Here is a 26890-nt window from a genome sequence, read left to right on the forward strand (position 1 = left end):
ATGTTTCCAAAAATTGCAGATTTATCGGTAATCCGATCCATTATATATATAGGTATAATATTTAAGCCTTCAATACAAGATATAATATTATAAAGTAAATATAAAACTACACTTACACCCTATCCTGAATACTTTAATCAAGAAACAATTTTAAGTACGTTTAAGAGTAATTCATCAATCAACGGAAAATCTCTATATTTGATTTTATAAACAATCTGCTTTGTTTTTTCCAGAGATTTAAAAAAAAATTATGAGCAATAAGACATTCAAAATTTTAAAGGTTCACATCAATAAACTTTCTTTTATCATTATTCTTCTTTTTAACATTTCTGTTAAAGCTCAAAAAGTATATACTGTTGAATATGAAAACCAGGCAGATGTAAAAGTTTTTGTTGTAGAGTACGCCAACAACGCAGACTTAAAAGTTTACAAAGTCGAATATAGTAATCAGGCAGGAAACAATGACGGAAAATGGTTTTTTACTGAATACGGAAATCAGGCTGACAAAAAAATATTCTTTACACAATATGCAAATCAGGCTGATATTAAAATATTTTATGTTGAATATTCGAATCAGGCAGGTTGGAATGATACTTCTAAAAAGAAGTTTTTCGAATAACATTTTACTAATTTGAATGCTAAAATCCAGAATTACTATTCTATCCACAATTCTGAAAACATTGTTAATTCTTTATCTGACATCTTGTCACATTTATACCTTTTGCGTTATCTTTGCACTTTGAAATTACGCAATGGAAAAGATTATTGAAGAAAGCAAACAGGGCGAGAGTCTTGTTTTAGAAAATAAACCTGAGAATACTAAAAAACTTTTTATAGAAAGTTACGGCTGTGCGATGAATTTTTCGGACAGTGAAATCGTAGCTTCCATTTTATCTGAAGGTGGCTATAATACAACTTCTGTTTTAGAAGAGGCCGATTTGGTCTTGGTTAACACCTGTTCTATTAGGGACAAAGCTGAACAAACTATCCGTAAACGCCTGGAGAAATATAATGCCGTAAAACGTATTAATCCGAAAATGAAAGTAGGCGTTTTGGGCTGTATGGCCGAGCGTTTGAAAAGTCAGTTTTTGGAGGAAGAAAAAATAGTCGATCTTGTTGTTGGACCTGATGCATACAAAGATCTGCCGAATTTATTGGTAGAAGTTGAAGAAGGCCGCGACGCCATTAATGTAATTTTATCAAAAGAGGAAACCTACGGAGATATTTCGCCGGTTCGTTTAATGAGCAACGGAATTACCGCTTTGGTGTCGATTACGCGTGGCTGCGACAATATGTGTACGTTTTGCGTTGTGCCTTTTACACGCGGACGCGAGCGAAGCCGCGAACCACAAAGTATCATGAGGGAAATTCAGGATTTGTGGGATAAAGGTTTTAAGGAAATTACACTTTTGGGTCAGAACGTTGACAGTTACCTTTGGTATGGTGGTGGCCTGAAAAAAGATTTTGAAAGTGCTTCTGAAATGCAAAAAGCAACAGCGGTTGACTTTGACCAATTGCTTGAAATGGTTGCTGTTGGTTTTCCTAAAATGCGTATTAGGTTTTCGACTTCAAATCCGCAGGATATGCACGAAAGTGTGCTGCACGTTATTGCGAAACATCCAAATATCTGTAAGCACATTCACTTACCGGTGCAATCGGGAAGCAACAGAATTTTAAAAGAAATGAATCGTCTGCACACTCGTGAAGAATATATGACTTTGATTGATAAAATCAGGGCAATTATTCCAAATGCTTCGATTTCGCAGGATATGATTGCCGGTTTTCCAACAGAAACGGAACAAGATCACCAGGATACAATGAGTTTGATGGAATATGTAAAGTATAATTTCGGTTATATGTATTCGTATTCTGAGCGTCCGGGAACTTTAGCCGGAAGAAAAATGGAAGATGACGTTCCTGAAGAAACCAAAGCCAGAAGATTGCAGGAAATTGTCGATTTACAACAAAAACATGCGTGGTTTCGTTCTGAAGAATTTATAGGCCAGATTGTAGAAGTTTTGGTCGAAAAAGTTTCTAAAAAATCTAAAGAGGAATTCTCGGGAAGAAATTCGCAAAGTATTACGGTAGTTTTTCCAAAAGAGAATTATAAAATTGGAGATTTTGTAAACGTAAAAATCACAAACTGTACCAGCGGAACTTTAAAAGGCGAAGCGGTTGGATATTCTGAAATGAATTAATTTTTTGCCACGAATTGCACGAATTATCTCTAATTTTTTTTCTTTATTATTTAAGAATTAAACTAATTTTATAATTCAGACAATTTAAAAACAAACTATGGAATTATATAGGAAAGATGAATATTTCAAAATTATAGGTATTAGTATGGAAGTTCATAGAATACTTGGAGGAGGGCTTCTTGAAATTGTTTACAAAGATGCTTTAGAATATGAATTCAATAAACATAATATTCCATTTGAACGAGAAAAAAAATATGATATTCAATACAAAGACATTGTTTTAGCACATAAATTCTATGCGGATTTTGTAGTTTATGATGAAATCATTTTAGAGATAAAAGCATCAAAAGATATCATTGACGAGCATACCGCTCAAACAATAAATTATTTAAAACTAGCAGATAGTGGTTTAGGAATTATAGTTAATTTTAATACTAAATCACTACAACATAAAAGAGTTGTTCATTAACTCAATTTCAAAAAATTAGAGATAATTCGTGAAATTTGTGGCAAAAGATAAAGTAAATACATGGAAACAGTTCAAGCAATAAAACAACGATTTGAAATTATTGGTAATGACCCGAAATTAAATCGCGCGATTGAAAAAGCCATTCAGGTTGCTCCTACGGATATATCTGTAATGGTAACCGGGGAAAGCGGCGTTGGTAAAGAGAATATCCCGAGAATTATACATTCGCTTTCACATAGAAAGCACGGTAAATACATTGCTGTAAACTGTGGAGCAATTCCAGAGGGTACAATTGACAGCGAACTTTTTGGTCACGAAAAAGGAGCTTTCACAGGTGCTACAAGCACTCGTGAAGGTTATTTTGAAGTGGCTGACGGTGGAACTATTTTCCTTGATGAAGTTGGTGAACTGCCTTTAACAACTCAAGTTCGTTTACTACGTGTACTTGAAAACGGTGAATTTATAAAAGTAGGTTCGTCTCAGGTTCAAAAAACAAATGTGAGAATCGTTGCTGCAACAAATGTGAATTTATTTAACGCAATCGAAAAAGGAAAATTCCGTGAGGATTTATACTATCGTCTGACTACTGTCGAAATTACTTTGCCGCCATTGCGTGAAAGAAATGAAGACATCCATTTATTGTTTCGAAAATTTGTTGCCGATTTTGCACACAAATATAAAATGCCTCCATTGCGATTAGACGATGATGCAGTACAGCTTCTACAAAAATTCAGATGGAACGGAAATATTCGTCAGTTGCGAAATGTGGCTGAGCAGATTTCGGTTTTAGAAACCAATCGTGATATTACATTAGCAACTTTAAAATCGTATTTACCTACTGAAGGAACCAATTTGCCTTCTGTAATTAGCGATAAGAAAAAAGACAGTGATTTTAGTACCGAAAGAGATATCCTTTATAAAGTACTTTTTGACATGAAAAGTGATTTGAATGATTTAAAAAAACTCACTTTGGAATTAATGAAAAACGGTTCTTCAAAAGTACAGGATATCAATCCGAATTTAATTCAGAAAATATATGGCTCGCAGGAAAATGAAAGCGAAATAGATTTTGAAGAACAACCCAGAACAGCAGTCATGACGCCGGCAACGCGTGAAGATAATTATCATATACAAGATGACAATAATTATCTGGACGCCGAAACGATTGAGGAGGAAGAAATTTTACGCCTGGAGCAAAAAGAAATCGAAATGATTAAAAAATCATTAGAAAAAAACAAAGGAAAAAGAAAAGCTGCTGCTGATGAATTAGGGATTTCCGAAAGAACTTTATATCGAAAAATTAAACAATTTGATTTGTAATTTTCACTACAAAGAAATTATGAAGTAAAATGAATTAATCCAAAAATGAATATCTTTGACCCGGGCGTCAGCGAACTGGCGAAGCAATTCTTAAAATAAAAAATGAAAAACTTAAAATATATATTTATTCTCTTAATAGCTGCAACTTTCAGTAGTTGTTCTGTTTATAACTTCACAGGCGCAACGGCAATTGATGGAAAAACATTTCAGGTAAACTTTTTTCAGAATAATGCTGATTTAATTGAGCCGGGTATCGATAGAGATTTCACATTAGCATTACAGGATCTAATTCAAAATCAAACTAACTTAAACTTAGTGAGTACTGCTGGTGATTTAGTATATGAAGGTGAAATTGTAGATTACCGAATTACGCCTATGACTGCAACTGCTGTGTCGACAGGTGGTGATGCAGCAGCTTCGCAAAACCGTTTAACAATTCGTGTAAATGTTCGTTTTTCAAATAAAAAGAAAGAAACGGATGACTTTGAAAAAGGATTCGAATTTTATTACGACTATCCCGCACAATCACAACTTACAGGGACAGTTTTAAACGAAGCTATTAAAGTTATATTCGAAAGAATTACGCAGGATATTTTTAATGAGTCATTGGCAAAATGGTAATTTTTTGTTTTTAATTACTGAATCATAAAATTAATTAAACAAACCAAAACCATCGATTAAAGAAAATAATAAATGAATGTAGACGATTATATTTACCTAATTAACAAACCTGATGCTATTAAAGAAAAGCACGCAGACGCCTTAGGTACTGTTTTGAATGAATTTCCATATTTTCAAAGTGCGAGAGCATTGCGATTAAAAGGACTTTACAATCAAAAAAGTTTTAAGTATAATTATGCATTAAAAGTTACGGCGGCCCATACTACTGACCGTGCAGTTTTGTTTGACTTTATAACTTCGGACACTTTTACTCCCATTCAAAAAGAATATTACGATAAAAAACTTCGTGAACTCCTTAATATTACTGTTTTTGACAGCGAAATTATTTCATTTGAAGAAAATAAAGAAATTGCCGATATCCGAATTGACCCAATCGAACGGTCGATTTTAACTTCCATAAAAGAAGCTACAGCGGTCGTTTTTGAAGAACCTGAAAAGGTCATTAAAGAACCGAAAATAATTGAAAACCCAGTAAAAGTTGTTGAAGTTGAAGAAATTACCGATATCCGAATTAACCCAGTCGAACAGTCGATTTTAACTTCCATAAAAGAAGCTACAGCGGTCGTTTTTGAAGAACCTGAAAAAGTCATAGAAGAACCGAAAATAATTGAAGAACCGGTAAAAATTACTGAAGTTGAAGAAGTTAAAGAAGATCTCGAAATTAACAAGCCATTAGATTTCTTGATTAATGAAAAACATTCTTTTCAGGAATGGCTGCAATTATCCCGGACACAACCTATTGACAGGACAAACGAAATCCCTGCAGAAGAAATAAAACAAATTAAAAACATTGCTGAGCCTATTAAAGAAATAGTAGAAGAAGAAAAAAAGAAAAAAGCAGAGATAATTGATAAGTTTATCGAAAACAATCCTAAAATTTCACCTGTTAAATCCGGTTCACCAGTTGTTTCCATTCAATCAGACATCAATAAAGAAGATAATTCTTATTTAATGACAGAGACCTTAGCCAAAGTATATTTAGAACAAAAAAAATATACAAAAGCAATACAAGCATATGAAATATTAATTTTGAAATATCCAGAAAAAATTAGTTTCTTTGCAGACCGTATTTCGGATATAAAGATTTTACAACAAAATAACAATAATAATTAAGCAATGAGCACATTTTCAATTTTTTTAGTTTTAATCACAATAGTTTGTTTTCTATTGATTGTAGTAATCATGGTTCAAAACCCTAAAGGAGGAGGATTGTCTTCTACTATCAGCGGAACTCAAATGTTAGGCGGAGTACAAAAAACAACTGACTTTTTAGACAAAAGTACCTGGACATTAGCTACTATTCTGATTGCTTTAATTTTGCTTTCGAGCTTAAGCTTCACGGGATCATTAAGTGATAGTGACTCTAAAATTATTGAAAAAACTGAAGCTCCTGCCGCTAATACACCAGTTGCTCCGGTACAACAAGCACCTGCTCCGGCAACCCCTGCAGCAAAATAATAATTTTTATATAAAATTGAAATGCCAGCCTGTCAAAGCTGGCATTTTTTTTAGGAAATATTGTCAGTTTTATAAGCATGGCATAATTTCTGAAAGTTCATTGAACATTAAAAAAGTATAAACTAATAATAATATAAAATCATGACTTTAAACATTAAACCGCTTTCAGACCGCGTACTTATTGAGCCTGTTGCTGCTGAGACTAAAACTGCGTCAGGGATTTTTATTCCGGATACTGCCAAAGAGAAACCACAAAAAGGAACTGTTGTTGCAGTAGGAAACGGATCTAAAGATCACACTATGACCGTAAAAGTTGGTGATACTGTTCTTTATGGTAAATATGCGGGAACAGAATTAAAACTTGAAGGAACTGATTATTTGATTATGCGTGAGGATGATATCTTAGCGATAATCTAAAAATTGCTTTACGCTGTAAGCTATAGGCTTTCTAAAAAAGCTTAAAGTCTATTGCCTAAAGCTTAAAGCAAACAAAAATGAGAGATTTTAAGAAATATGATATCTGGCAACTAAGTCATTCTTTTACTTTAGAAATCTATAAAATGACTTCTATTTTTCCCAAGGAAGAATTATATGGATTAACAAGTCAAATTAGAAGGGCATCTTCATCAATCCCAACCAATATTAGCGAAGGATGTGGAAGAAACAGTGACAAAGAATTCAATCAATTTCTCAACATAGCTTTAGGTTCTGCCAATGAAACAGAATATCTTTTAATTTTAGCTAAAGATTTGCAGTATCTTAATAATGAAACTGCGGAGAATCAATTAGAAAAAATTAATAACATAAAAAGCAAAATTTACAAATTAAAACAAAAATTAATTCAGCAGTAGGAAGCATAAAGCTTAAAGCCTACTGCCTAAAGCAAATAAAAAAATGGCAAAAGATATAAAATTTGATATTGAAGCACGTGACGGATTAAAACGTGGTGTTGATGCATTGGCAAATGCTGTAAAAGTAACTCTTGGACCAAAAGGTCGTAACGTAATTATCGGAAAATCTTTTGGTGGACCAACAGTTACTAAAGATGGAGTTTCGGTTGCAAAAGAAATCGAATTAAAAGACCCATTAGAAAATATGGGCGCGCAAATGGTTAAAGAAGTAGCTTCAAAAACAAATGACTTAGCTGGTGACGGAACTACAACTGCTACCGTTTTGGCTCAGGCTATCGTAAAAGAAGGCTTAAAAAACGTTGCTGCAGGAGCAAATCCTATGGATTTGAAACGTGGTATCGATAAAGCTGTTGAAGCTATCGTTGCTGACCTTGCAAAACAAGCTAAAGTAGTTGGAAGTGATTCTGATAAAATCAAACAAATTGCTTCTATCTCTGCAAATAATGATGAAGTTATTGGTGATTTGATTGCTACCGCTTTTGCTAAAGTTGGTAAAGAAGGTGTAATTACTGTTGAAGAAGCTAAAGGAACGGATACATACGTTGATGTTGTTGAAGGAATGCAGTTTGACAGAGGATATCTTTCTCCTTATTTTGTTACAAACCCTGAGAAAATGGAAGTTGAATTAGACTCTCCATATATCTTATTATACGATAAAAAAGTATCTTCTTTAAAAGAGTTACTACCTGTTTTAGAGCCGGTTGCACAATCAGGAAAACCATTATTGATTATTGCTGAAGATGTTGACGGAGAAGCTCTTTCAACTCTTGTAGTAAACAAATTAAGAGGTGCTCTTAAAATTGCTGCTGTAAAAGCTCCTGGTTTTGGAGACAGAAGAAAAGCAATGTTAGAAGATATTGCAATCTTAACCGGTGGAACTGTAATCTCTGAAGAAAGAGGATATACTTTAGAAAACACTACCATCGAAATGTTAGGAACTGCAAAAAGAGTTTCTATCGATAAAGACAACACTACAATTGTAAGTGGTGCTGGTGAAGCTGATATTATCAAAAACAGAGTAAATCAAATTAAAGGTCAGATGGAAACTACAACTTCTGATTATGATAAAGAAAAACTGCAGGAACGTTTGGCTAAATTAGCCGGTGGTGTTGCTGTTCTTTATGTTGGTGCTGCTTCTGAAGTTGAAATGAAAGAGAAAAAAGACAGAGTTGACGATGCTTTACACGCAACCCGTGCAGCTGTTGAAGAAGGAATCGTTGCCGGTGGCGGTGTTGCTTTATTAAGAGCAAAAGCTGCTTTAACAGGCATTAAAGCAGACAACGCTGACGAAGCTACCGGAATTCAGATTGTTTCCCGTGCGATTGAATCTCCATTGAGAACTATTGTTGAAAATGCAGGTCTTGAAGGTTCTGTAGTTGTAGCTAAAGTTGGTGAAGGTTCTGGTGATTATGGATACAATGCTAAAACTGATGAGTATGTAGATATGCTAAAAGCCGGAATTATCGATCCTAAAAAAGTAACTCGTGTAGCATTAGAAAACGCAGCTTCTGTAGCCGGAATGATCTTAACTACGGAGTGTGCATTAATTGATATTAAAGAAGAAAGCGCTGGCGGAATGCCAATGGGTGGCGGTATGCCGGGAATGATGTAATTGTTCTTAACTTCTTACAATATAAGCACCAGATCAAAATCTGGTGCTTTTTTTTGCCACAGATTTACACGATTAGAAAGATTTTTTTCGCCACGAATTACGCTAATTTTCACTAATTATTGTGTGCAATCATTAGAAAAAAAATTCGTGCTAATTCGTGAAATTCGTGGCAACCTTTACCCTCAATGTCGTGGCAAACTTTTCTTTAGTTTAACATTCACTTTTCCATTAAAAAATCGTTTATCAATACCTTTGCAGCTACATTAAAATTGCAAAATGAGAAAACAAACTGCTCAACTATTATCTTTAACTTTCTTTCTGCTTACATCTCTTTTATATTCTCAATCTGATAAAAATGCATACGTAGTTTTAGTTTCTATGGATGGATTTCGCTGGGATTACGCCAGGCAGTTCAACCTTCCTAATTTAAAACAAATTGCTAAAGAAGGTGTTCAGGCAAAATCGATGCGGCCTTCTTATCCGAGTAAAACTTTCCCGAATCATTATTCTATTGTAACGGGGCTTTATCCGGATCATCACGGAATTATCAATAATGCTTTTTATGATACTGCACTGAATGAATCGTTTTCATTATCTACCAATGCAAAAAATGATTCGCGTTTTTATGGCGGAAATCCAATTTGGAATGTAGCCGAACAACAAGGCGTAAAAACGGCTTCTTTTTTCTGGCCCGGATCTGATACAGACCAAAAAAGACCCACTTATTATAAAAACTATGATGATAAAATTTCGTACGGAACGAGAATCGATACAGTTATAAAATGGTTGCAGCTTCCTGAAAAAGAACGCCCTCATTTAATTACTTTATATTTTGATGAACCTGACCATACCGGACACGATTTTGGTCCGCTTTCTCCCGAGAACAAAAAAATGGTTATCAAAATGGATTCGATTATGGGACAATTATCCTCTAAACTCAATCAATTAGCTATCGGAAAACAAATCAATTTAATTATTGTTTCAGATCACGGAATGGCCGACATCAGCAATGATAAAAAAGTCGCCGTTCTGGATTATATAAAACCGGAATGGCTTGGATACAAAACCGTAATTAACCCGATTATGAGTCTTGAAGCAAAAGCCGGCTTTCAGGATTCGATTGCTCTTGCTTTAAAAAAGGTACCCCATATTAAGTTCTGGAAATCAACGGACGTTCCAAAAAGACTACACTACGGAACAAATCCGCGTGTACATGATTTTGTTATTGAAGCAAAAAAAGGATATAGTTTAGTGAGCAAAATAGATCAGAATATAAAAGGCGGCACTCATGGTTACGATAATAAAGAGAAAGATATGCACGCCATTTTTTATGCAAAAGGCCCGGCTTTTAAAGTGGATAAAAAAGTGGGCACGTTTCAGAATGTTTCTGTTTATCCTTTAATTGCACATATTTTAGGTTTGCAGATTGATGAAGTGGATGGAAAACTAAGTGATGTGAAAACGATGTTGGTAAATTGATAATGTGTCTTAATTGATATTAAAGAAGAAAGTGATAAACGGATTTTCTTATGCCCTTTGTCCTGTTTTTTTCCGGTACTTTAAATTTTTAATGATTTAAACGAAACATTAAGAATGTTTTAACTCTGACAAATTGTTATTGCATTTAAATTTATAGGCTGATTTACTTAACATCATTCCTGGCTTAACATTTTCTTTGTATGAAACTAATCATCAGATTTTTCAGTTTACTATTTTGTTTACAATCTTTTTCTCAAGCCGTTAGCAATCAGGATCAAATAAAGAATTACATAAATAATTATTTCCATTATGACAGAGAAAATATCCATGTACAATTCAACAAAAATATTTATGTAAACAATGAAAATATCTTTTTCAAGGGATATGTCTTCAGTAAAAATAATAATGCCCCAAACATAAATACTACGAATGTTGAATTAGTAGTCTATGATCAACAACAGCAAATAATTCAAAAACAATTACTTTTTGCAGAACATGGCACTTTTGCAGGTGGAATTCATCTGAATGAAAAATTTAAGCCCGGCAAATATTATTTTCATTTTTACACCAATTGGATGAATAACTTTAAGGAAGACGACTCCTTTAATCAAACAATTGAAATCATAAACAAGGATGAACCTTATCATTTTGAGACTAATGAGCCTGACTGGAAAACAGCAGAAATAAGTCTATTTCCGGAAGGTGGAGCCATACTAAATGATATCATTAATACTGTTGGAATTAAAATTAAAGATTGCAATAAAAAAGGAATAGAAATAGCAGATGGCGTTGTACTGGACTCCAAATCAAATGAAGTCGCAAGCTTTCACACTAACAAAATGGGGAATGGTGTTTTTTATTTAAGAGCAGATTTAAACGAAAAATACACCCTTAAAATAAACTCTGACAAATTAAAAATTTCTCAGCCACTTGGTAAAATTCAGGAAACAGGAATTATTTTGAGTTACAATAATAATTTAGCCAAAAACAATTTGCTCGTTGTCCTTAAAACAAATGAAAAAGGGCTTGAATTATATCAAAACAAAAAGTTTACCCTGCTTATTCAGCAAGATGGAAATTCTATGCAGCAGGAAATCACTTTCAATAATAAGAAAACAGAACAACCTTTCTTTTTTGACAAAAAATATTTGTCAAATGGAGTTAATGTCATTCGGGTAATTGATGAAAACCTAAATGAAGTTACCGAAAGATTAGTATATATTGACAGCAATACGCCATTGACAACATTAGAAGCAAAGGCAACACCTAACGACAGCATTGTATTATCAGGGAAGACGGAAATCAACAAAGCCAATTTAAGCATCAGTATACTTCCTGAAAAGAATATTTGTATGAATCAAAAAAAATCAATTTTAGGCACTTTTTATCTGAATGCTTATTTAGACAAACCCGAAACTGATACTTATGCTTATTTTAATCCTGACAACAAAACCCGAAAACAGGATATGGAACTCTTAATGCTCAACCAGAATAAAGGCAAGTTTCTTTGGGAAAACATTAAATCTGATCCGCCAAAAATCAATTATCAATTTGAAAAAGGAGTTACGGTAAGTGGTAAGGTAGAAAAAGAACTAAAACCGAATTCGAAAAATAAAATCTCCCTTATTTCATTAAAAGGTAATTTATTTGAAGAAACAACTATAGACCAGAATAATGATTTTAAGTTTGAACATCTTTTTGCTCAGGATTCTACTGTCTTGGCCATACAAATGGTAAATGAAAAAAACGTCACAATATTCACTAAAATGGAAGCCCGCATTTCCAGAACTGAACCCCGGTTTATTCTGGGTCCTGCATTTGAAAAAACGATTTGCCCTACATTGAAAAGCCCTGACAATGTTTTTACTTTTTCCATACTAAAACCGGAAGACAAAGCTGTTGAATTGAAGGGAGTTGCTATAACAAACAATTTCAAAAAAGAAGTTTTCACTCATAAAAACGATATGAGCTCCAGTGCGAGGGCTTATAAAATCAAAGATGGGGAATACGGCACTGTTTTAAATTTCTTAGCGTCGAACGGATACAAAACCGGTATTAACCCAAATGACAATAGCGTGTATGTACGAAACGGCAGAAGTTCTTATCTGGGTGATTCTGCAGGTTCGCCTTCGGTATATATAGATAATTTTTTACTGTTCGATTTTAATCAGTTATTCAATCTTACTTTAGATCAGATAGATGAAATTTATATCGACCAGACCGGCAACTCAGATGTTACGGCTATGGGAAGCGGTACAATTAAAATTTTCATGAAAAAAGGGGGTAAAAATGATTATTTCAAAGTAAAATTCACTTCGCTAATCGTAACCAAAGGTTTTGCACAAAACATAAAGTATACAACCCCTGTATTAGAAAACCAGGAGGAATTTAATTATTTCGGTACTCTGAACTGGTCACCAAACATAGATTTAAAAGACCATTCAGACTTTCATGTAAAATTCCCCAGAAATCGTCAAAAAGAAATTCAGGTACTAATAGAAGGATTTTCGGAAGAAGGGCAATTAATTTCAGAAGTTAGAAAAATCCCAGTCCTTTAGTAATTCATTCATTAGATTAACCTGTTGGATGTAATTCAAAACAGGTGTCATCCTGAGCGGAGTCGAAGGCTTTTTACATGGAAAGGGCTTCGACTAAGTTTATCCTGAGCGAAGCCGAATGGACTCAGCCTAACAATGATTCCTGTATAAATTCGTTTAACAGTTATTACAAAACCACTTTATAGGTAGGATCTTCAATCACATTTACATTAATTACAGCATCAGCATTTTTAAGTAATGTTCTGCAATCCGGACTCAAATGTTTCAGTTCGATTGTTTTATTTAACTGACAGTACTTCTTCGTCAAATTATTAAGGGCTTCAATGGCCGACATATCCGCTACACGGCTTTCTTTAAAATCGATTATCACATGATCCGGATCATTCTGTATATCAAACTTTTCCATAAAAACGGCTACAGAACCAAAAAATAAAGGTCCATAAATTTGATAATGCTTCACTCCTTCTTCATCAATAAAATGTCTTGCGCGAATTCTTTTGGCGCTTTCCCAGGCAAAAACCAATGCCGAAATAATTACTCCTATCAAAACTGCCAAGGCCAGATTATGCAATAAAATAGTAATTACTGCGACCAAAATTCCAACAAAAACATCATGTTTCGGCATTTTGTTTATGACTTTGAAACTTGCCCACTCAAATGTAGTAATGGCTACCATCATCATTACGCCAACCAAAGCTGCCATTGGTAATTTCCCGATTACGGGGGCTCCAAAAAGGATGATTACTAAAATCGTCAATGCAGCTATTATTCCGGAAAGCCTGGCTCTGGAGCCGGCAGAAAGATTCACCAGTGTCTGAGCAATCATCGGGCAGCCTCCCATTCCGAAAAAGAAACCATTTAAGATATTCGAACTTCCCTGAGCGATACATTCACGATTGCTGTTTCCGCGTGTCCCTGTAATTTCATCCACGAGATTTAAAGTCAGCAAACCTTCCGTTAAGCCAACTGCAGCAACAATTACTGAATATGGAAATATTACTTTGAAAGTTTCAAAAGAAAAAGGAATATTCGGAATATGAAACGGAGGAAATCCGCCTTGTACAGACGCAATATCCTGAACTGTTTTGGTTTCGATATTAAACAAAAGCACGATTGCAAAAACCACCATTATCGCAACCAAAGACGCCGGAACTGTTTTTGTTACCTTCGGAAAAAGCAAAACAATACTAATCGTCAAAGCCACCAAACCCAGCATAATATACAAAGGTGTTCCCTGCAGCCATGTAACCTGACCATTGACAACAGTTTTAAATTGTTCTAATTGCGACATGAAAATAACAACAGCAAGACCGTTTACAAAACCAAACATTACGGGCTGAGGCACTAATCTGATAAATTTTCCGAGTTTAAAAAGTCCGATACAGATTTGTACGACTCCACCAAGTGCTACGGCAGCAAAAACATATTCTATTCCGTGTGATTTCATTAAGGCAATTAAAACAATCACTGTTGCCCCTGCCCCACCGGAAATCATTCCCGGCCTGCCGCCAAATATGGCCGTAACCAAACCTGCAATAAAAGCGGCATATAAACCAACCAGAGGAGGGAATCCGGCCAGAATTGCAAAAGACAAAGATTCAGGGATCATCGTCATGGCAACTGTTAAACCGGCTAAAATTTCGTTTTTATAATTGACCTTTTGTGAAAAGTCGAAGAGAGAACTGGCTTTTTTCATAAGAGCACAAATTTAAAAAAATAATGTGCATAATACAGAACAAACCTTTTCATTCTGTAAAAGGAGTTAAGAAAACGGGCAGTGTTTTTATCTGTTATTCAATTAAAACTGCTCCAGCAGCAATATTACAAGCGAAAGAATAAAATTTATCATATCCTGTTAATCTAATTTTACACAAATATATCCCAGGCAATTTACATAGTCTATGATATTTTTTGATTCCAAACCGTTGCCTTCGACCCTTAATATTTTATCACAATCTTCTAAGTCAAAATTGATTTTATATTCGGGAAACTGGCTTTGAATAACAGCAGTAACATAATTTTTATCTGCTTCTTTCTGAACATTTGTTTTAAAGATCTCAACAACCATAATATTTATTTTTAAATAATAAAAATCAGAATTTTAATTTTCCTTAAAAAGGATTATATGATATTCCAAATCTGAAATACATCTGAGGGTCTGTTCTTTGGTCATAAACATATTTATTGGTTCGCTCTCCTCTTTCGGTAAGCCGCGAACTTAATACGTTATTAACACCTGCTTTAAAAAAACTGTTTATTTGGGACGTGATGTGATATTCATAAGTTATACCGGATTTTAATTCCAGTTGATTCAACTCATAAATTCCTTTTAAATTTGAGGTGTTTAAATTTAGGTAAAAACTTTCAGAATTAAGCTCAGTTCCGAAGGAAATTCTTCCGTTTTCTAATAATTCCCTTCTAAACAGCAAACGCTGCGGCAAAATAAAGTCAATATCCCACTTCGAATTTTCAAATTTGTGGTTATAAGTAAAAAGTGGCACAGCCGGGATAATAGACGATGGATCAATCATTGCCATAATACCAGCCGTAATAGTTGTATTATCAGTTCTTTTAAGTACCAAACTTGCTGTTACAAAACCTTTTACACGTTGAAAATTTTCCTCGTTCCCATCAACAATAGCTGTTGCATTATAAATAACTGGTTTATTGAAAAGTTTTGACATGTAAGTTGCACTCAAAGCTGCTGCGAAATAATGAATTTCTTCTTTTTCCCTTGTATATGTTTCTGCTGAATTATAGTTGTAAATATCCCCAAATTCATAAGATTCGTATTTATAACGCAGAGAACCCGTAAGAACTAACCGCTTGGATTTTGATTTAAAAAAAGGCATATTAAACGCTACTTTTAACCGATTTTGACTTTCAATTCTTCCTCTTTCAAAACGGTTTCCAAAAAGTTCCGAATCAAAATTTGTCGGTCCTAATTGCTCATATTGCACATCAAAAATTCTGGTCGTCGGAAATTTATCTGTTACTTCTTTACCTAAAACTTTCATGCCCGCTTCTTTTTCCTGGGCTACAGCTTGCAATGATGTACATACGAATAAAGCAAAGATGATTTTTGTTCTCATGAATTGGCTTAAATTAAAGGTGATTTTGAATGATTGAAATCCACGGGCAAATGTAAATGACAAGTTCTTATTATACCAGCATAATTATACCAGTGGCGTATCATTTATACCAATGGCGTTTGTATAATTTTATTCTGTAAGTCGTTATAAACTATACTATTTCCCTAATTTTGCCGTTATGACGATTCTTAAAATATATCAGAATTTTTTTCTTCGAAACCTTATTATACACACCATTATATTTGGGATTATTTTTGTTTGTGTCTATGATGAAGTAAAATTCGACGGACATGACTGGACATATATTTTCAATAAAATATCCCTGGGATATTTTCCCTGTGTTATTTGGGTTACCATTTTTAATCTTCTCATCATCAAACAATTTTTATTTCAAAAAAAGTTCAAAGTCTTTTTTACGCTTCTCTTTGTTTATTGGATTGTTTTTTACTTTTTTATGAGTTGGTTTTTCCCCATTGCCGGACTCGGAAAGTTTAGAACCATATCAATATTATCTCTTGTAGTTAACGGAACTGCTTTTTATTTTCTGCATATTGTTATCACAAAAAAAGTCTCGCAAACCGACAAGGATATTATGAATTTCAAGTCCGAACTTTCGTTTTTAAAACAACAGCTTAATCCGCATTTTTTATTAAATGCCATGAATAATTTATACGGGGAATCCTTGTCTGAACCCGAGAAACTTCCCGGTAGAATCCTGAATCTTTCGGACTTGCTGCGTTATCAGATTGAAGCTACCAAAAAGGATTTTGTTTTTGTTGCCGAAGAAATAGATTTCATTAAAAAATACATCGAATATTATACGTTCAGAAACGAAAGACTGGGCGTTACACAAAATTATGAAGGTACTTTTGACAGCATCGAAATTCCGCCATTGTTCTTTTTGCCATTGGTAGAAAATGCTGTTAAATTCTCCGGGGAAACTTCCAATCCTTTTATTGTAATTGACTTGAAAGTAAAAAATCAAAATTTATCTTTTACTTTAAAGAATAATTATCTCGAAACAGGTTCAAGACTTTCCAGCACCGGAATCGGAATTGAAAACCTGAAAAGACGCCTTGAAGTCTACGGATTGAGACACGAACTGACCTGCAAAAAAGAAAATAATACTTTTAGCGTAACACTAAATATATGGCACTTACCTATCGCTGTCTGATTATTGATGATGAAACGCCGGCACATAAGGCATTAGCATCGCATATTTCGAAATTTGACGATCTGGAACATTCCGGAAGTGCCTTCAGTGGTATGGAAGCACTCAAAATGCTCAACGAAAACAGTTACGATATTATTTTTCTGGATATCAATATGCCCGTAATTTCAGGTGTTGAATTAATGGAATTACAGCCTAAAAGGCCTCTGACCATCGTAACAACAGCTTATTCTGACTTTGCGCTTTCTGCTTACCAAAACGATGCTATTGATTATTTACTTAAACCCATTTCGTTCGAAAAATTCTCAAAAGCCATCGAAAAAGCCAAGATTTATTTCTCCGGCAATACCCTGAAAAAAGAAGACAAAACCGATTGCAAAGTTCTTTCGCAGCGTGTAAACGGACAAATGACGGACATACTTTTAACCGATATTCTTTATATCGAAAGCCTGGGCAATTATATGAAACTCTACAGTACCAAACTCAATTTACCCTTGATTATTTACGGTTCGCTCTCGAGCATTGCCTCAGAAATTGACAGCAATAATTTTGTTCAGGTACATCGTTCTTTTATTGTAAACGTTGCTAAAATTACTGCAGTAACTTTTAAAAATCTTACTATGTCTAATGGTGAAATGATTCCTGTGGGAAGGAAATACCAGATTTTACTGGATAGTTTTTTTAAGTAGAATTTTTTAGTCTAAAAATATGTAAAAATCTCAACTTTAATTGGTTGAGATTTTTTTTATGTTAAAAAACCGTATAAATACGTGTTGTAGATTTTCAAAATAGTGGTAATCTTGCTTAATATGTTAAAGTAATTTTGTGAAAAAAGCAGAAGATACAAACGAAGATAAATGATAACTCAACTCTATGAGATGTTCATTGCAACAATACAGGAATATCTCTGACTTTACGCCCGCAAACTGATTAAATCTATATTAGGAGTTAAACTTAATATTCTCAAAAAGCATCTTGTAAAAAGTTAGATAACTTTTATCTAACTAATATTTTTTATGAAATTTTAAAAGAAAGTGCAAAGTCAGGAGACTTTGTGAAGCGGGGTACTAAATTCACCTTAATAAAAAGCACAAATAACTAATTAACAGCCAAATACATAAATTATTTTATAAAATAAATGCCTTCAAATTTGCCCCAGCAGTAGATTAAAATTAGTAAAATAGAGAACCTTACAATAATTTTAAAACATAATACTATGGCAATTAATTTTTCTATTACAAGTGCTGTAACTCCTAATGGAAGGACAGTTTTCAATGCTCAACGCATTAATTCAACTGAAGCAAAATTTAATATTGGCAGTAAAACCAGATATGAAGGGAATGTTGGATTATTCAACACCTCTGTTACTGCTGGAATAATTTACAAACCAGAAGATTATACTACAGAATATGGCTTTTGGGCTTATTTTATTTATCCTACAGCATTAGCAGAAAGTTCAGGTTCTTTCAAATGTTTAAATACTTATGACAGAGCACAGTTTACTTTTAGTTTTATGCAGTATGCAGCACATGTCCCAAATGGTGATTTTGTGAATTTTTTCAAAAAGCTTTTACAATTGCCCAATGCATCCGAATATTTCCCAAAATTAGTTTTATCGAATAACAGAATTTTTTATAAATCTTCCAATGGGACACTTTCCCCTTTAGAAAATGATTCCAGTTCCCAAGCCTTGATGGATTATCTCAATCCAACACTAAATGATATAGAAAATCAGGAATTAATATGTGCTGCAAGATTTGTTCACTGGGCTACAAATGACGCCAGTCACAGAAAAACTCAAGTTGCAACCGCAATTGATATGTACAAAGAAAATATGAAATCCTATCATAAACGATATCGATTAGATAATGTACCGGCAAATGTGTGCCAAATGATTTGTGATATACGCCACCAGGGAAGAGCCAAAAGTGACCGTATTGCACTAGCTCTTAACACCAACGGTAATTACGACAAAGCCTTTTCTAACTTGTGTACAATAGGCGACACAAATTATCAAACCAGAATAAATACTGTACGAAGTACAATAAAAAAACTGACTGACTTGGGTAAGTTTTCTATGAAATATGATGCTGGAAGTGGTGAGTTTGTAAAGATTCAATAACAAACAAAACTGATAATCAAAATATTACTAACCATAAATACATAAAAATATGTTTACAAATACAGGAACAATTTCATTTTATCTTTATTTAGTTTTTATCCTAATCTCAATAATTTCAACTGTTATTATTTACAGATTTCTTAAAAAAGGCACTTTAGAATCGGAAAAACTTGATAAGCTTATCGATTTTTTCAAAACAGTTGTATTTACAACCGCAATAGGAACTGTCGCATTAATAATTACCGATTTATTCAAGGAAAGAGAACAAGATGTTAAAGAACTGGAATACTTTGATAAATATGTCCAGGAAGTAAAGGATGTTAATGGTCAAGGAAGATTACAACTCTCAAAATATCTTTCAATTGTTGCTCCAAGCGGAGAAATGAAAGACTCCTGGACTAATTATTATAAAGAAGTTCAGAAAGATTATAATGAATATTTAAAAGCTCAACAGGCGTTAAAGAATGACACACTCCCTAATATTACAAAAGAGCAGTTAATTAAACGTGTAGAGAATCAGGAAAAAGTTCAATTATTTGAAAATCCATTGACAAATATTAATAATAATGACGAATGGTATATTGTTGCAGGCGGTGATCCAAAGATAAATGAGGCTAATTTTGAACTTGAGAAAGCAATTAAAATAAATGCTAATTCTACAATTATCAAAAAAGGAAATTCATTTAGAACTGTGCTTGTTGGTTATTCTTCAAAAACCGAAGCAGAGAAATATTTACAAGAAGTAAAACAAAAAATTAATAAAACAGCTTATATCGTTAATAAAAACAGTTGGTGCCGTCAATTAGAAAATGGTGATGAATGTTTAATTTGTAAATAATCTTTAAAAATTAAACTACCTGAAAAATACAAATAGTTGGAAGGAGAAACTGGAACCGATATTCTTTATATCGAAAGTCTGAGTAATTATATGAAACTCTACAGTGCCAAGCTCAATTTACCCCTGATTATTTACGGTTCGCTCTCCAGCATCGCCTCAGAAATTGACAGTAATAATTTTGTTCAGGTACATCGTTCTTTTATTGTAAACGTTGCTAAAATTAAGACTGTCACGTTTAAAACTTTGACAATGTCTAATGGTGAAATGATACCTGTGGGGAGAAAGTATAAGATTTTATTGGATAGTTTTTTTAAGTAGATTTTTTTAGTCTCAAAACATACAAGAATCTCAACTTTAATTGGTTGTGATTTTTTTTGTAATAAAAACCCGTATAAATACTTGGTGTTGTTTTTGGAATTTATGGTAATCTTGTTTTAATATGTTAAAATAAATTTACTAACCAAAAACAACTAATTATGACAAAACATTTACTAACCTTCGCAGTAATTTTTATTTGCTCACAACAAATATTTGCACAAAAAGCTTCTGATGTTTTAGAAAATGGACGGGCCGTAAAAAGCGGACATAGACTATTTCTAAAATATGATATTACAGACAAAGTATTAAAAATAGATGCTGTAAAAAAAGAACAAAACGTTGACTTTACTACACTTGAAGATTCAACGATTTTCTTAGTTCGCAAAAATGCCATTAATATTTACTTAAAACCCTTAAACCCGCTTAATTATAGTTACAATTCAGAGGTAAAAATTATAATTGATCCAATTAATGAAGCAGCTGCTACAGCACTTAGTTCAATAATAGGAAGTCTTGGAAAAATAATGGATCCGAATACATCAGGATTTGTACTGACACCAGTAAACAGTGCCATAAGCGGGACATGTAAAGATTTCACAAACCGTAAATCTGAAATTGAAAAAATTCAAGAAAAACTTTCCGACTCAAAAAAAGAAAACATTATAAAAGAATTCGAATATTTAAAGGCAATTAATTTCGATGAAGAGCAAACAACAAAAGATAAACTTTTTATTTCAGAAAAGAATATCGAAATTATTAAAAGTCATTTTGATAATGTAAAAAAAGATATTGATGAGACTGAAACCAATTTAAAAAAATATACTTGTTCCTCAAACATTGAATTATTTACAACAAAATATATTTTTACTTCCGTTCTTAAAGAACTTTCATTACAAATGGAACAACAAAAGAAAAGACTTACAATTCTGCAAACAGCATATAAACTTGTAAAAGATATGCAAGAAAAAGCATCAGCAGGAGGAGGAACTGAGCAATTAAAATGGTGTATTCCTCTTAATGAAATTCCATCAAAAGAAGGTAAAATTTCAATCTACACAATTACCATTAAGGAAAGTGGTTATAAGCTATCTGATGATAAGGAAATTGTTGCTACAGAATCAAAAGAACTCGCAAAAAGAAGTATAAGAGTAAGACAATTTCAAAGATTTGTTCCAGAAGTTTCGGTAGGAACTGCATTTACTTTTTTAAAGTATAATTCGTACGGAACAACATCAGACGCAAGTGGTCAGCAATATGTTGGTACTCCGACTGAAAATACTATTAAAAATCTTAATATCGCTACTATGATAAACTTTAACTACTATATACCTAATTCATCGCTTCATCCTCTTTATCAACTTGGATTGGGTATAAATTCAGAAATGCCAACACTCCTAACAGGATTTGGTCTAAGAAGTAATATAAATGGGGTAAAAAGACTAGCAATTGCAGGTGGTATTGCAATGACATGGGTAAAAGAATTAGACGAATTAAAAGTTGGAGATAAGATTACAGGAACTGATGATATTGATAAAGATTATAAGTTTAGTTCTGCTCCTAAATTTTCGCCTTATGTAGCGTTGCAATATAATTTCTAATTACTAAAGTCAAAAGATAAATTTTTCTAAAATTACAATAGCAACAAAAAAACAATTAAATAATATTTCTTATGAAACAATTAATAAAACTTTTTGTCATTACTCTGTCAGCTGGCTGCATTATAAGTTGTAAGGATAATAATAAAGCTGAAAAAGCAATTGTACTTGATTCAACCAGTAACATTCAGGTTGTGGCACCGGATAGTATTAAGCAAATGACTATAGATTCTGCTATATCAAACTACATGCAAAAAAAAGATCGTTATTTACTTGACACCATTTCTTATTCGAATATGACCAGTCAATTAGAAAACGAAGCCCACCAGCTCAAAAAAAAATTGATAAAGGTATTACCTAAAATTTCTTTAACCACAGGAAAAGGTCAAAATAAACTTATCCGTAATTACTATATAATTGAGGGAGACATTAGGATTGACGATTACGAATTAAAGCAATATTGCTATAAGAGACTTAATCAAAAACATGTACCTAGACAAAAAAGTAATAATAATTATGACAAATTAACCTTGGCTAGCGATCGAAATGGCAAAGCATCAATTTGGAGTCCCGGTACTATTATAAAGTACTATATCAATCGTAACTCTTTTTCCACTCAAGTTGCATATAATATGGCCGTTAGCGCTATGGCAGATGCAACAAAAAACTGGTCAAACGTTTGTAATATAAAATTCCAATATTTACCACAACTGGACAATCAAGATATTGATTTGGAAGAATATCCAGAAAAATTGCTTTTTGTTGTTCAACAAGTGAATTCTTCAGAACCATTTGCTGCCCAGGCATTCTTTCCACATGATCCAAAATATAATCGAATGCTTTTACTTAACTCGATCTTTTTCACAACCGACTTCAGTCGTACTGGAATACTAAGACATGAAATTGGGCATATCTTAGGATTCAGACATGAACATATATGGTCAAAAGATCGCTCGTGCGCAGGAGAGGATATAATTCAGAAAGCCATGGGAGCTATCAAAGCAACGATATATGATCCATACTCGGTTATGCATTATCCTTGTGGCTTGAACACAAACAACAACCAATTACAACTCACTCCATTTGATATTAAGGGGGCTTTATTGGTGTATCCCTTTAAATAAAAGCAATCAATTATCAGTTATTAGTTATTACTGAACAACTGCGTAAACGTCAGAGGCGTTTACGCAGTTGTTATATCCTAAAGCGCACACATTCTAAAAATTATCAAGTTAAAATCGCAGCAAAAACAAATACCTCCTATTAACACTTCTACAAAAACCCGTATAAGTACTTGGTGGTTGAGATTTATTTATTGGTATACTTGTCTGAAAATAAATATTTGTACGATAATTTAAAAACCATAATCCGACAAAATAAAAACAAATAAATTTTAATTTATGATATCAGAAGAGAAATTAAACAGTATTGAAGAACAAATTAAGGCAGAACAACAAAGTATTAGCTACGATATTAAAGACTTTACTATTGAATATTATGTCCAAAAATATCTTACATCAGAAGAAGAAGGAGACAATGAATTATATGTTCCTGATTATCAAAGAGAGTTTATATGGGAAATTTCTCGTCAATCAAAATTTATTGAAAGTATTATATTAGGATTACCAATTCCATTAATTTTTGTTGCCGAGATTGAAGATACTGGAAGACTTGAAATTGTAGATGGTTCACAGAGAATTAGGACTTTAGCTGCATTTGTTAATGACAAGTTTAAATTAATAAGGTTGGAAACACTAACAGAATTAAATGGTTTTACTTTTAGCCAATTAAAGCCATCTAGACAGCGTTTAATAAAAAACTCATCTATGCGTATGATCGTTTTATCTTCACGTGCAAATGAAGAAATACGTAACGATATGTTTGGTAGAATTAATACTAGTAGTGTTCCATTATTAGGAATGGAAACAAGAAGAGGAATTTTTAGAGGAAAATTCATGGACTTTATTACTAAACTTGCAGAAAGTAAAAGATTTAAAAAATTATGTCCTATTGATAAACACTTTGAAAACAGAAGAGAAGAAGAGGAACTTATATTAAGGTATTTTGCATTTTCTGCAGGGTATTTAAAAAATTTCAACCTAAATGGTATTAACCTTAAAGATAGTAGTGTTACAAAATACATAGATAGATATCTTCAGCATAAAAATGAAACTTGCACTGATCATGAACTAGAAAAAAAAGAAAATGACTTCAATCAAATGCTAGATTTTGTTGAATTAGTTTTCAAAGACAAAGGTTTTGGCAAATTTGAAAATTCACAAGCAACATCTCGACCTTATTTTGAAGCCATTGCTATTGGAAGTTCAATGGCATTAAAAAGCAAAAAAAAAATCAACACAAAAGATCTTACGTGGTCAATCATTGACAAAAAAAATCACAATGACTTATACAAATTATTATCTGGCAGATATCACACACACAAGCCCAAAACTTTAAAAGCTAGAATTGATTATGTCTTTGAAAACCTAACTAAAGAATAATGGAGATAATTTTAGATTTGTCAAATAGAATTAAAGAAGTTAATCTTTATTTTGAATTTGTAAGAGAAATTGATGTGATTGAAACACACAAGCAAACAAATTTTGTCATAACAAAAGAACAAAACTTAACTGTAAAAAGGGATTTACAAAAAATATTAAGAGCAAATTGCTACTTATTACTATATAATTTAGTAGAAGCTACTATACGAAATGGTATTTGGGCAATTTACGATGCAATCGAAGATGAAAACATACAATTTGAAGAACTATCCATAGAAATTCAGAACATTTGGCTATCCGAAAAAGCAATTGAATTAAAAGAAATTTCAAATATAAATGCAATAAAATTGTATTTAAAATCTTTTATAAATGAACCAACATCCAAAAAGATTGTACTTTCAAAAAAACGATTATCTATTTCAGGAAATTTGGACTTTAGAAGTGTTGAAAAAATCATTAGAAATTACGGAATATTTGGAATTAGAAGAACAACTGAAAAAAACAAACTTGCTAAATCATTATTAAAAGTTAAAAGTGAGCGAAATGCCTTAGCACATGGAAACAAGTCTTTTCGTAGTTCTGCTGAGATCATTACAATACAAGATCTTTACGAATATAAAGATTACATTATTACATACTTAGAAGACATAACAAATAATATTGAGGAGTACATAACTAGTAAATCCTTTTTAAAAAAGTAATAACATACCCCCGCTCTACGAAGTCTTCATCAAAAACCTCTGCGCTAACGTCTCCGACTTTGCGTAATTTTTATGATATTCTTATAAACCTAAATCTGATAAAAGTCTCCCCAACTTCATAATAATTTCTTCTAAAAAAAATAATTAGTTTTATAAAATAAAAATCTATAACTAAATCGAACATTAAAATCAAAGTAACAACACTGGAAGATTTTAGAGAATATATTAAAAAAATAACCCCAAGTTTAAAACCCAACGCAACCAATTTCATACTTTATCATCTATTAAAGAAAAAATAGTCATGAAAAAAATAGTTATAATCTTCATTCTGGCAATTGGTTTTATTTCCTGTACGGCTGATGGTCAAACCGAAACCACGAATTCTGATTTAACCGGAAAATGGAACTGGGTGAGCACTGATGGCGGAATTGCAGCCAATATTCACAAAACGCCCGCTTCTACCGGAAATACTTTGCAATTAAGTTTAATGAAAAACTATACATACACCATAACTCAAAATGGAGCTGTGGTTACATCTGGCAAATATGAATTAGTATCAAAAAAATCTATTTATTCCGGAGAAATGGAAAGATTCATACAATTCACGGATACTGAAGGCGAGCAATCTCAAAATATTGTAATCAACGGAATAATTAAGATTTACGAAACGAACCACATGAGTATTTCAGACAACAATCCTGACGGAGTTGGAAGTAAATTTGTAAAAGCTGAATAAAAAAATAATTATAAATCTGTCTTAACAGTTGCGCAAAGTCATACACTTTGCGCTTTTTTAATACTCTTATAAATCGTTACTCTTTCAAAAGGCCTCAATTGAGTAGTATTTACAATTTTTGAAAAAAAGTTAAGAGGTAAAAACACTAAATATTAGTTGATTTTTATAGATTTGTAAAATCTATATTACCAAAATCACTTGGGAAACAATTATAAAATCTAAAGACAATGAAATCTATTACTTCAACATTTTTATTTTTAATGTTTGTTTGTTCAACTTCTTACTCACAATTGAGTTCAGATCAAATATTTGAAAGCTTTAAACAGGGAGAGCGCACAAACTGTTCATCCATTGCTTTTATTAAAGCTTCTTTAAACGTTTACGGATTAGACAACCTTTTTGTATCTGAAAAAATAAACGACAATTTATATAAAATTACACTAAAAAATAATGCCTCATTCAATTTAAAACAAGATGAAATAGAGAGGGCCAGATTTTCTGCTGATTTTGTATACATCAAAGATAATTGCGAGAGCGAAAAAATAACAGACTACGCAGTATTGACATACGCAGTGATGGCAAAATATAAACAAATTATTGACAAACACGTAACTTTTGAAAAGGCATTAGAGGATTTAGAAGATGGTGCGGTATATACCCCGACAATTTATAAATACTTAGGTTTTGAAAAGGGCAAACAAATAGAAAGGTTAAACCGACAGGCAGGAAGCGAATTTTGCGGGGTCGTAGCATGGTCTTCAGCACATGCCGTTTTTGTTTGCGAAGAATATATGGACTATTATGGCAACAAAAAAAGTCTGTGGTTTAAATATTCCGGGCGTTTCAGAATAATTTAAACCCTTTGGTGTAATTCAAAATAGGTATCTGACTGAGAGTCCATTCGGCTTCGCTCAGAATAAACTTAGTCACAGCCCTTTGCTTGTAAAAAGCCTTCGACTCCGCTCAGGATGACAATGATTTCTGGAAGTATTAAAGATGTTTTACTCAAGCTGAAAAGCGCAGAAGCTTCATTTCGCTAAAGCCCTTGCTGTATTTAAATTATAATTCTCCAACTGAAGCTCAATGTCATTAAATTAACAATTTTCAGTCGTCACTTCGAGTGATTTTTA

At 32.8% G+C, this 26890-nt stretch carries 26 protein-coding genes; 23 read left to right on the forward strand and 3 right to left on the reverse strand.

Annotation, left to right across the window (positions count from 1 at the left end):
• Positions 1-250: 250 nt before the first annotated feature.
• From PMI10_RS08180 to PMI10_RS08235, 12 genes are all read left to right on the forward strand, one after another.
• Positions 251-619, forward strand: coding sequence for a DUF6150 family protein (locus PMI10_RS08180; RefSeq protein WP_007806562.1), 369 nt, complete (start codon positions 251-253; stop codon positions 617-619).
• A gap of 133 nt (positions 620-752) precedes the next feature.
• Entirely contained in the window at positions 753-2198 is a 1446-nt protein-coding gene (gene miaB / locus PMI10_RS08185; RefSeq protein WP_007806564.1) for a tRNA (N6-isopentenyl adenosine(37)-C2)-methylthiotransferase MiaB, read from the forward strand.
• Positions 2199-2295: 97 nt separating this feature from the next.
• Positions 2296-2667: a GxxExxY protein gene (locus PMI10_RS08190; RefSeq protein ID WP_007806566.1), complete on the forward strand. Its 372-nt coding sequence runs from the start codon at positions 2296-2298 to the stop codon at positions 2665-2667.
• Between the two features lie 60 nt (positions 2668-2727).
• Positions 2728-3987, forward strand: coding sequence for a sigma-54 interaction domain-containing protein (locus PMI10_RS08195; RefSeq protein WP_007806568.1), 1260 nt, complete (start codon positions 2728-2730; stop codon positions 3985-3987).
• Between the two features lie 102 nt (positions 3988-4089).
• Entirely contained in the window at positions 4090-4608 is a 519-nt protein-coding gene (locus tag PMI10_RS08200) for an LptE family protein (protein WP_007806570.1), read from the forward strand.
• Positions 4609-4680: 72 nt separating this feature from the next.
• Positions 4681-5781: a tetratricopeptide repeat protein gene (locus PMI10_RS08205; RefSeq protein WP_007806571.1), complete on the forward strand. Its 1101-nt coding sequence runs from the start codon at positions 4681-4683 to the stop codon at positions 5779-5781.
• 3 nt (positions 5782-5784) lie between these two features.
• Positions 5785-6126 carry a preprotein translocase subunit SecG gene (gene secG, locus PMI10_RS08210; protein WP_007806574.1) on the forward strand — a complete coding sequence of 114 codons (342 nt, stop codon included), beginning with the start codon at positions 5785-5787 and terminating at the stop codon, positions 6124-6126.
• A 141-nt stretch (positions 6127-6267) separates the two neighbouring features.
• Entirely contained in the window at positions 6268-6543 is a 276-nt protein-coding gene (gene groES / locus PMI10_RS08215; protein WP_007806577.1) for a co-chaperone GroES, read from the forward strand.
• A gap of 77 nt (positions 6544-6620) precedes the next feature.
• Positions 6621-6977, forward strand: coding sequence for a four helix bundle protein (locus tag PMI10_RS08220; RefSeq protein WP_007806579.1), 357 nt, complete (start codon positions 6621-6623; stop codon positions 6975-6977).
• A 43-nt stretch (positions 6978-7020) separates the two neighbouring features.
• A complete protein-coding gene (gene groL, locus PMI10_RS08225) occupies positions 7021-8649 on the forward strand; it encodes a chaperonin GroEL (RefSeq protein ID WP_007806581.1) in 1629 nt (542 codons plus the stop codon).
• A gap of 276 nt (positions 8650-8925) precedes the next feature.
• Positions 8926-10128: an alkaline phosphatase family protein gene (locus tag PMI10_RS08230; RefSeq protein ID WP_007806584.1), complete on the forward strand. Its 1203-nt coding sequence runs from the start codon at positions 8926-8928 to the stop codon at positions 10126-10128.
• A gap of 200 nt (positions 10129-10328) precedes the next feature.
• Positions 10329-12686, forward strand: coding sequence for a hypothetical protein (locus tag PMI10_RS08235; RefSeq protein WP_007806586.1), 2358 nt, complete (start codon positions 10329-10331; stop codon positions 12684-12686).
• Between the two features lie 166 nt (positions 12687-12852).
• Here the strand turns inward: PMI10_RS08235 and PMI10_RS08240 are convergent, their stop codons facing one another.
• The 3 genes from PMI10_RS08240 to PMI10_RS08250 all read right to left on the reverse strand — a co-directional run bounded on the left by PMI10_RS08240 (position 12853) and on the right by PMI10_RS08250 (position 15778).
• Positions 12853-14382, reverse strand: coding sequence for a SulP family inorganic anion transporter (locus PMI10_RS08240; RefSeq protein WP_007806588.1), 1530 nt, complete (start codon positions 14380-14382; stop codon positions 12853-12855).
• Between the two features lie 159 nt (positions 14383-14541).
• On the reverse strand, positions 14542-14754 hold the full coding sequence (locus PMI10_RS08245; RefSeq protein WP_007806590.1) for a hypothetical protein: 213 nt from the start codon (positions 14752-14754) through the stop codon (positions 14542-14544).
• Positions 14755-14797: 43 nt separating this feature from the next.
• Positions 14798-15778 (reverse strand): DUF6268 family outer membrane beta-barrel protein, encoded by a 981-nt coding sequence (locus tag PMI10_RS08250; protein WP_007806592.1) that lies wholly within the window; start codon positions 15776-15778, stop codon positions 14798-14800.
• Between the two features lie 454 nt (positions 15779-16232).
• On the opposite strand from PMI10_RS08250, the gene PMI10_RS08255 reads away from it, so the two are divergent.
• The 11 genes from PMI10_RS08255 to PMI10_RS08305 all read left to right on the forward strand — a co-directional run bounded on the left by PMI10_RS08255 (position 16233) and on the right by PMI10_RS08305 (position 26617).
• Positions 16233-16952 (forward strand): sensor histidine kinase, encoded by a 720-nt coding sequence (locus tag PMI10_RS08255; protein ID WP_238539458.1) that lies wholly within the window; start codon positions 16233-16235, stop codon positions 16950-16952.
• Complete coding sequence (locus PMI10_RS08260; RefSeq protein WP_007806596.1) at positions 16928-17638, forward strand: LytR/AlgR family response regulator transcription factor; 711 nt, start codon at positions 16928-16930, stop codon at positions 17636-17638. Before PMI10_RS08255 ends, PMI10_RS08260 begins: the two co-directional genes overlap by 25 nt.
• 527 nt (positions 17639-18165) lie before the next feature.
• Positions 18166-19071: a hypothetical protein gene (locus tag PMI10_RS08265; RefSeq protein ID WP_007806598.1), complete on the forward strand. Its 906-nt coding sequence runs from the start codon at positions 18166-18168 to the stop codon at positions 19069-19071.
• Between the two features lie 49 nt (positions 19072-19120).
• Positions 19121-19909 carry an SPOR domain-containing protein gene (locus PMI10_RS08270; RefSeq protein WP_007806600.1) on the forward strand — a complete coding sequence of 263 codons (789 nt, stop codon included), beginning with the start codon at positions 19121-19123 and terminating at the stop codon, positions 19907-19909.
• 36 nt (positions 19910-19945) lie between these two features.
• Positions 19946-20227, forward strand: a complete 282-nt coding sequence (locus PMI10_RS08275) for a LytR/AlgR family response regulator transcription factor (RefSeq protein WP_007806602.1) — start codon at positions 19946-19948, stop codon at positions 20225-20227.
• A 158-nt stretch (positions 20228-20385) separates the two neighbouring features.
• Positions 20386-21825 (forward strand): hypothetical protein, encoded by a 1440-nt coding sequence (locus PMI10_RS08280; protein WP_007806604.1) that lies wholly within the window; start codon positions 20386-20388, stop codon positions 21823-21825.
• A 71-nt stretch (positions 21826-21896) separates the two neighbouring features.
• Positions 21897-22946 (forward strand): M57 family metalloprotease, encoded by a 1050-nt coding sequence (locus tag PMI10_RS21630; protein ID WP_007806606.1) that lies wholly within the window; start codon positions 21897-21899, stop codon positions 22944-22946.
• Between the two features lie 276 nt (positions 22947-23222).
• Entirely contained in the window at positions 23223-24323 is a 1101-nt protein-coding gene (locus PMI10_RS08290) for a DUF262 domain-containing protein (RefSeq protein ID WP_007806609.1), read from the forward strand.
• Positions 24323-25024: an MAE_28990/MAE_18760 family HEPN-like nuclease gene (locus PMI10_RS08295; RefSeq protein ID WP_007806612.1), complete on the forward strand. Its 702-nt coding sequence runs from the start codon at positions 24323-24325 to the stop codon at positions 25022-25024. Before PMI10_RS08290 ends, PMI10_RS08295 begins: the two co-directional genes overlap by 1 nt.
• A gap of 301 nt (positions 25025-25325) precedes the next feature.
• Positions 25326-25760, forward strand: coding sequence for a hypothetical protein (locus tag PMI10_RS08300; protein WP_007806614.1), 435 nt, complete (start codon positions 25326-25328; stop codon positions 25758-25760).
• 227 nt (positions 25761-25987) lie between these two features.
• Positions 25988-26617: a hypothetical protein gene (locus tag PMI10_RS08305; RefSeq protein WP_007806615.1), complete on the forward strand. Its 630-nt coding sequence runs from the start codon at positions 25988-25990 to the stop codon at positions 26615-26617.
• The last annotated feature ends 273 nt before the right edge of the window (positions 26618-26890 follow it).

This window comes from Flavobacterium sp. CF136 (assembly GCF_000282055.1).
Lineage (GTDB): Bacteria > Bacteroidota > Bacteroidia > Flavobacteriales > Flavobacteriaceae > Flavobacterium.

Excerpts from the sequence above, each read along its gene's own strand:
- PMI10_RS08205 (WP_007806571.1), top strand. The coding sequence starts at position 4,681 with ATGAATGTAGACGATTATATTTACCTAATTAACAAACCTGATGCTATT.
- PMI10_RS08255 (WP_238539458.1), top strand. The coding sequence starts at position 16,233 with ATGAGTTGGTTTTTCCCCATTGCCGGACTCGGAAAGTTTAGAACCATA.
- PMI10_RS08300 (WP_007806614.1), top strand. The coding sequence starts at position 25,326 with ATGAAAAAAATAGTTATAATCTTCATTCTGGCAATTGGTTTTATTTCC.
- PMI10_RS21630 (WP_007806606.1), top strand. The coding sequence starts at position 21,897 with ATGAAACAATTAATAAAACTTTTTGTCATTACTCTGTCAGCTGGCTGC.
- PMI10_RS08220 (WP_007806579.1), top strand. The coding sequence starts at position 6,621 with ATGAGAGATTTTAAGAAATATGATATCTGGCAACTAAGTCATTCTTTT.
- PMI10_RS08240 (WP_007806588.1), bottom strand. The coding sequence starts at position 14,382 with ATGAAAAAAGCCAGTTCTCTCTTCGACTTTTCACAAAAGGTCAATTAT.
- secG (WP_007806574.1), top strand. The coding sequence starts at position 5,785 with ATGAGCACATTTTCAATTTTTTTAGTTTTAATCACAATAGTTTGTTTT.
- PMI10_RS08250 (WP_007806592.1), bottom strand. The coding sequence starts at position 15,778 with ATGAGAACAAAAATCATCTTTGCTTTATTCGTATGTACATCATTGCAA.
- PMI10_RS08195 (WP_007806568.1), top strand. The coding sequence starts at position 2,728 with ATGGAAACAGTTCAAGCAATAAAACAACGATTTGAAATTATTGGTAAT.
- groL (WP_007806581.1), top strand. The coding sequence starts at position 7,021 with ATGGCAAAAGATATAAAATTTGATATTGAAGCACGTGACGGATTAAAA.
- PMI10_RS08295 (WP_007806612.1), top strand. The coding sequence starts at position 24,323 with ATGGAGATAATTTTAGATTTGTCAAATAGAATTAAAGAAGTTAATCTT.
- PMI10_RS08180 (WP_007806562.1), top strand. The coding sequence starts at position 251 with ATGAGCAATAAGACATTCAAAATTTTAAAGGTTCACATCAATAAACTT.
- PMI10_RS08245 (WP_007806590.1), bottom strand. The coding sequence starts at position 14,754 with ATGGTTGTTGAGATCTTTAAAACAAATGTTCAGAAAGAAGCAGATAAA.
- groES (WP_007806577.1), top strand. The coding sequence starts at position 6,268 with ATGACTTTAAACATTAAACCGCTTTCAGACCGCGTACTTATTGAGCCT.
- PMI10_RS08230 (WP_007806584.1), top strand. The coding sequence starts at position 8,926 with ATGAGAAAACAAACTGCTCAACTATTATCTTTAACTTTCTTTCTGCTT.
- PMI10_RS08290 (WP_007806609.1), top strand. The coding sequence starts at position 23,223 with ATGATATCAGAAGAGAAATTAAACAGTATTGAAGAACAAATTAAGGCA.
- PMI10_RS08265 (WP_007806598.1), top strand. The coding sequence starts at position 18,166 with ATGGCAATTAATTTTTCTATTACAAGTGCTGTAACTCCTAATGGAAGG.
- PMI10_RS08200 (WP_007806570.1), top strand. The coding sequence starts at position 4,090 with ATGAAAAACTTAAAATATATATTTATTCTCTTAATAGCTGCAACTTTC.
- PMI10_RS08305 (WP_007806615.1), top strand. The coding sequence starts at position 25,988 with ATGAAATCTATTACTTCAACATTTTTATTTTTAATGTTTGTTTGTTCA.
- PMI10_RS08190 (WP_007806566.1), top strand. The coding sequence starts at position 2,296 with ATGGAATTATATAGGAAAGATGAATATTTCAAAATTATAGGTATTAGT.
- PMI10_RS08260 (WP_007806596.1), top strand. The coding sequence starts at position 16,928 with ATGGCACTTACCTATCGCTGTCTGATTATTGATGATGAAACGCCGGCA.
- PMI10_RS08280 (WP_007806604.1), top strand. The coding sequence starts at position 20,386 with ATGACAAAACATTTACTAACCTTCGCAGTAATTTTTATTTGCTCACAA.
- PMI10_RS08270 (WP_007806600.1), top strand. The coding sequence starts at position 19,121 with ATGTTTACAAATACAGGAACAATTTCATTTTATCTTTATTTAGTTTTT.
- PMI10_RS08235 (WP_007806586.1), top strand. The coding sequence starts at position 10,329 with ATGAAACTAATCATCAGATTTTTCAGTTTACTATTTTGTTTACAATCT.
- miaB (WP_007806564.1), top strand. The coding sequence starts at position 753 with ATGGAAAAGATTATTGAAGAAAGCAAACAGGGCGAGAGTCTTGTTTTA.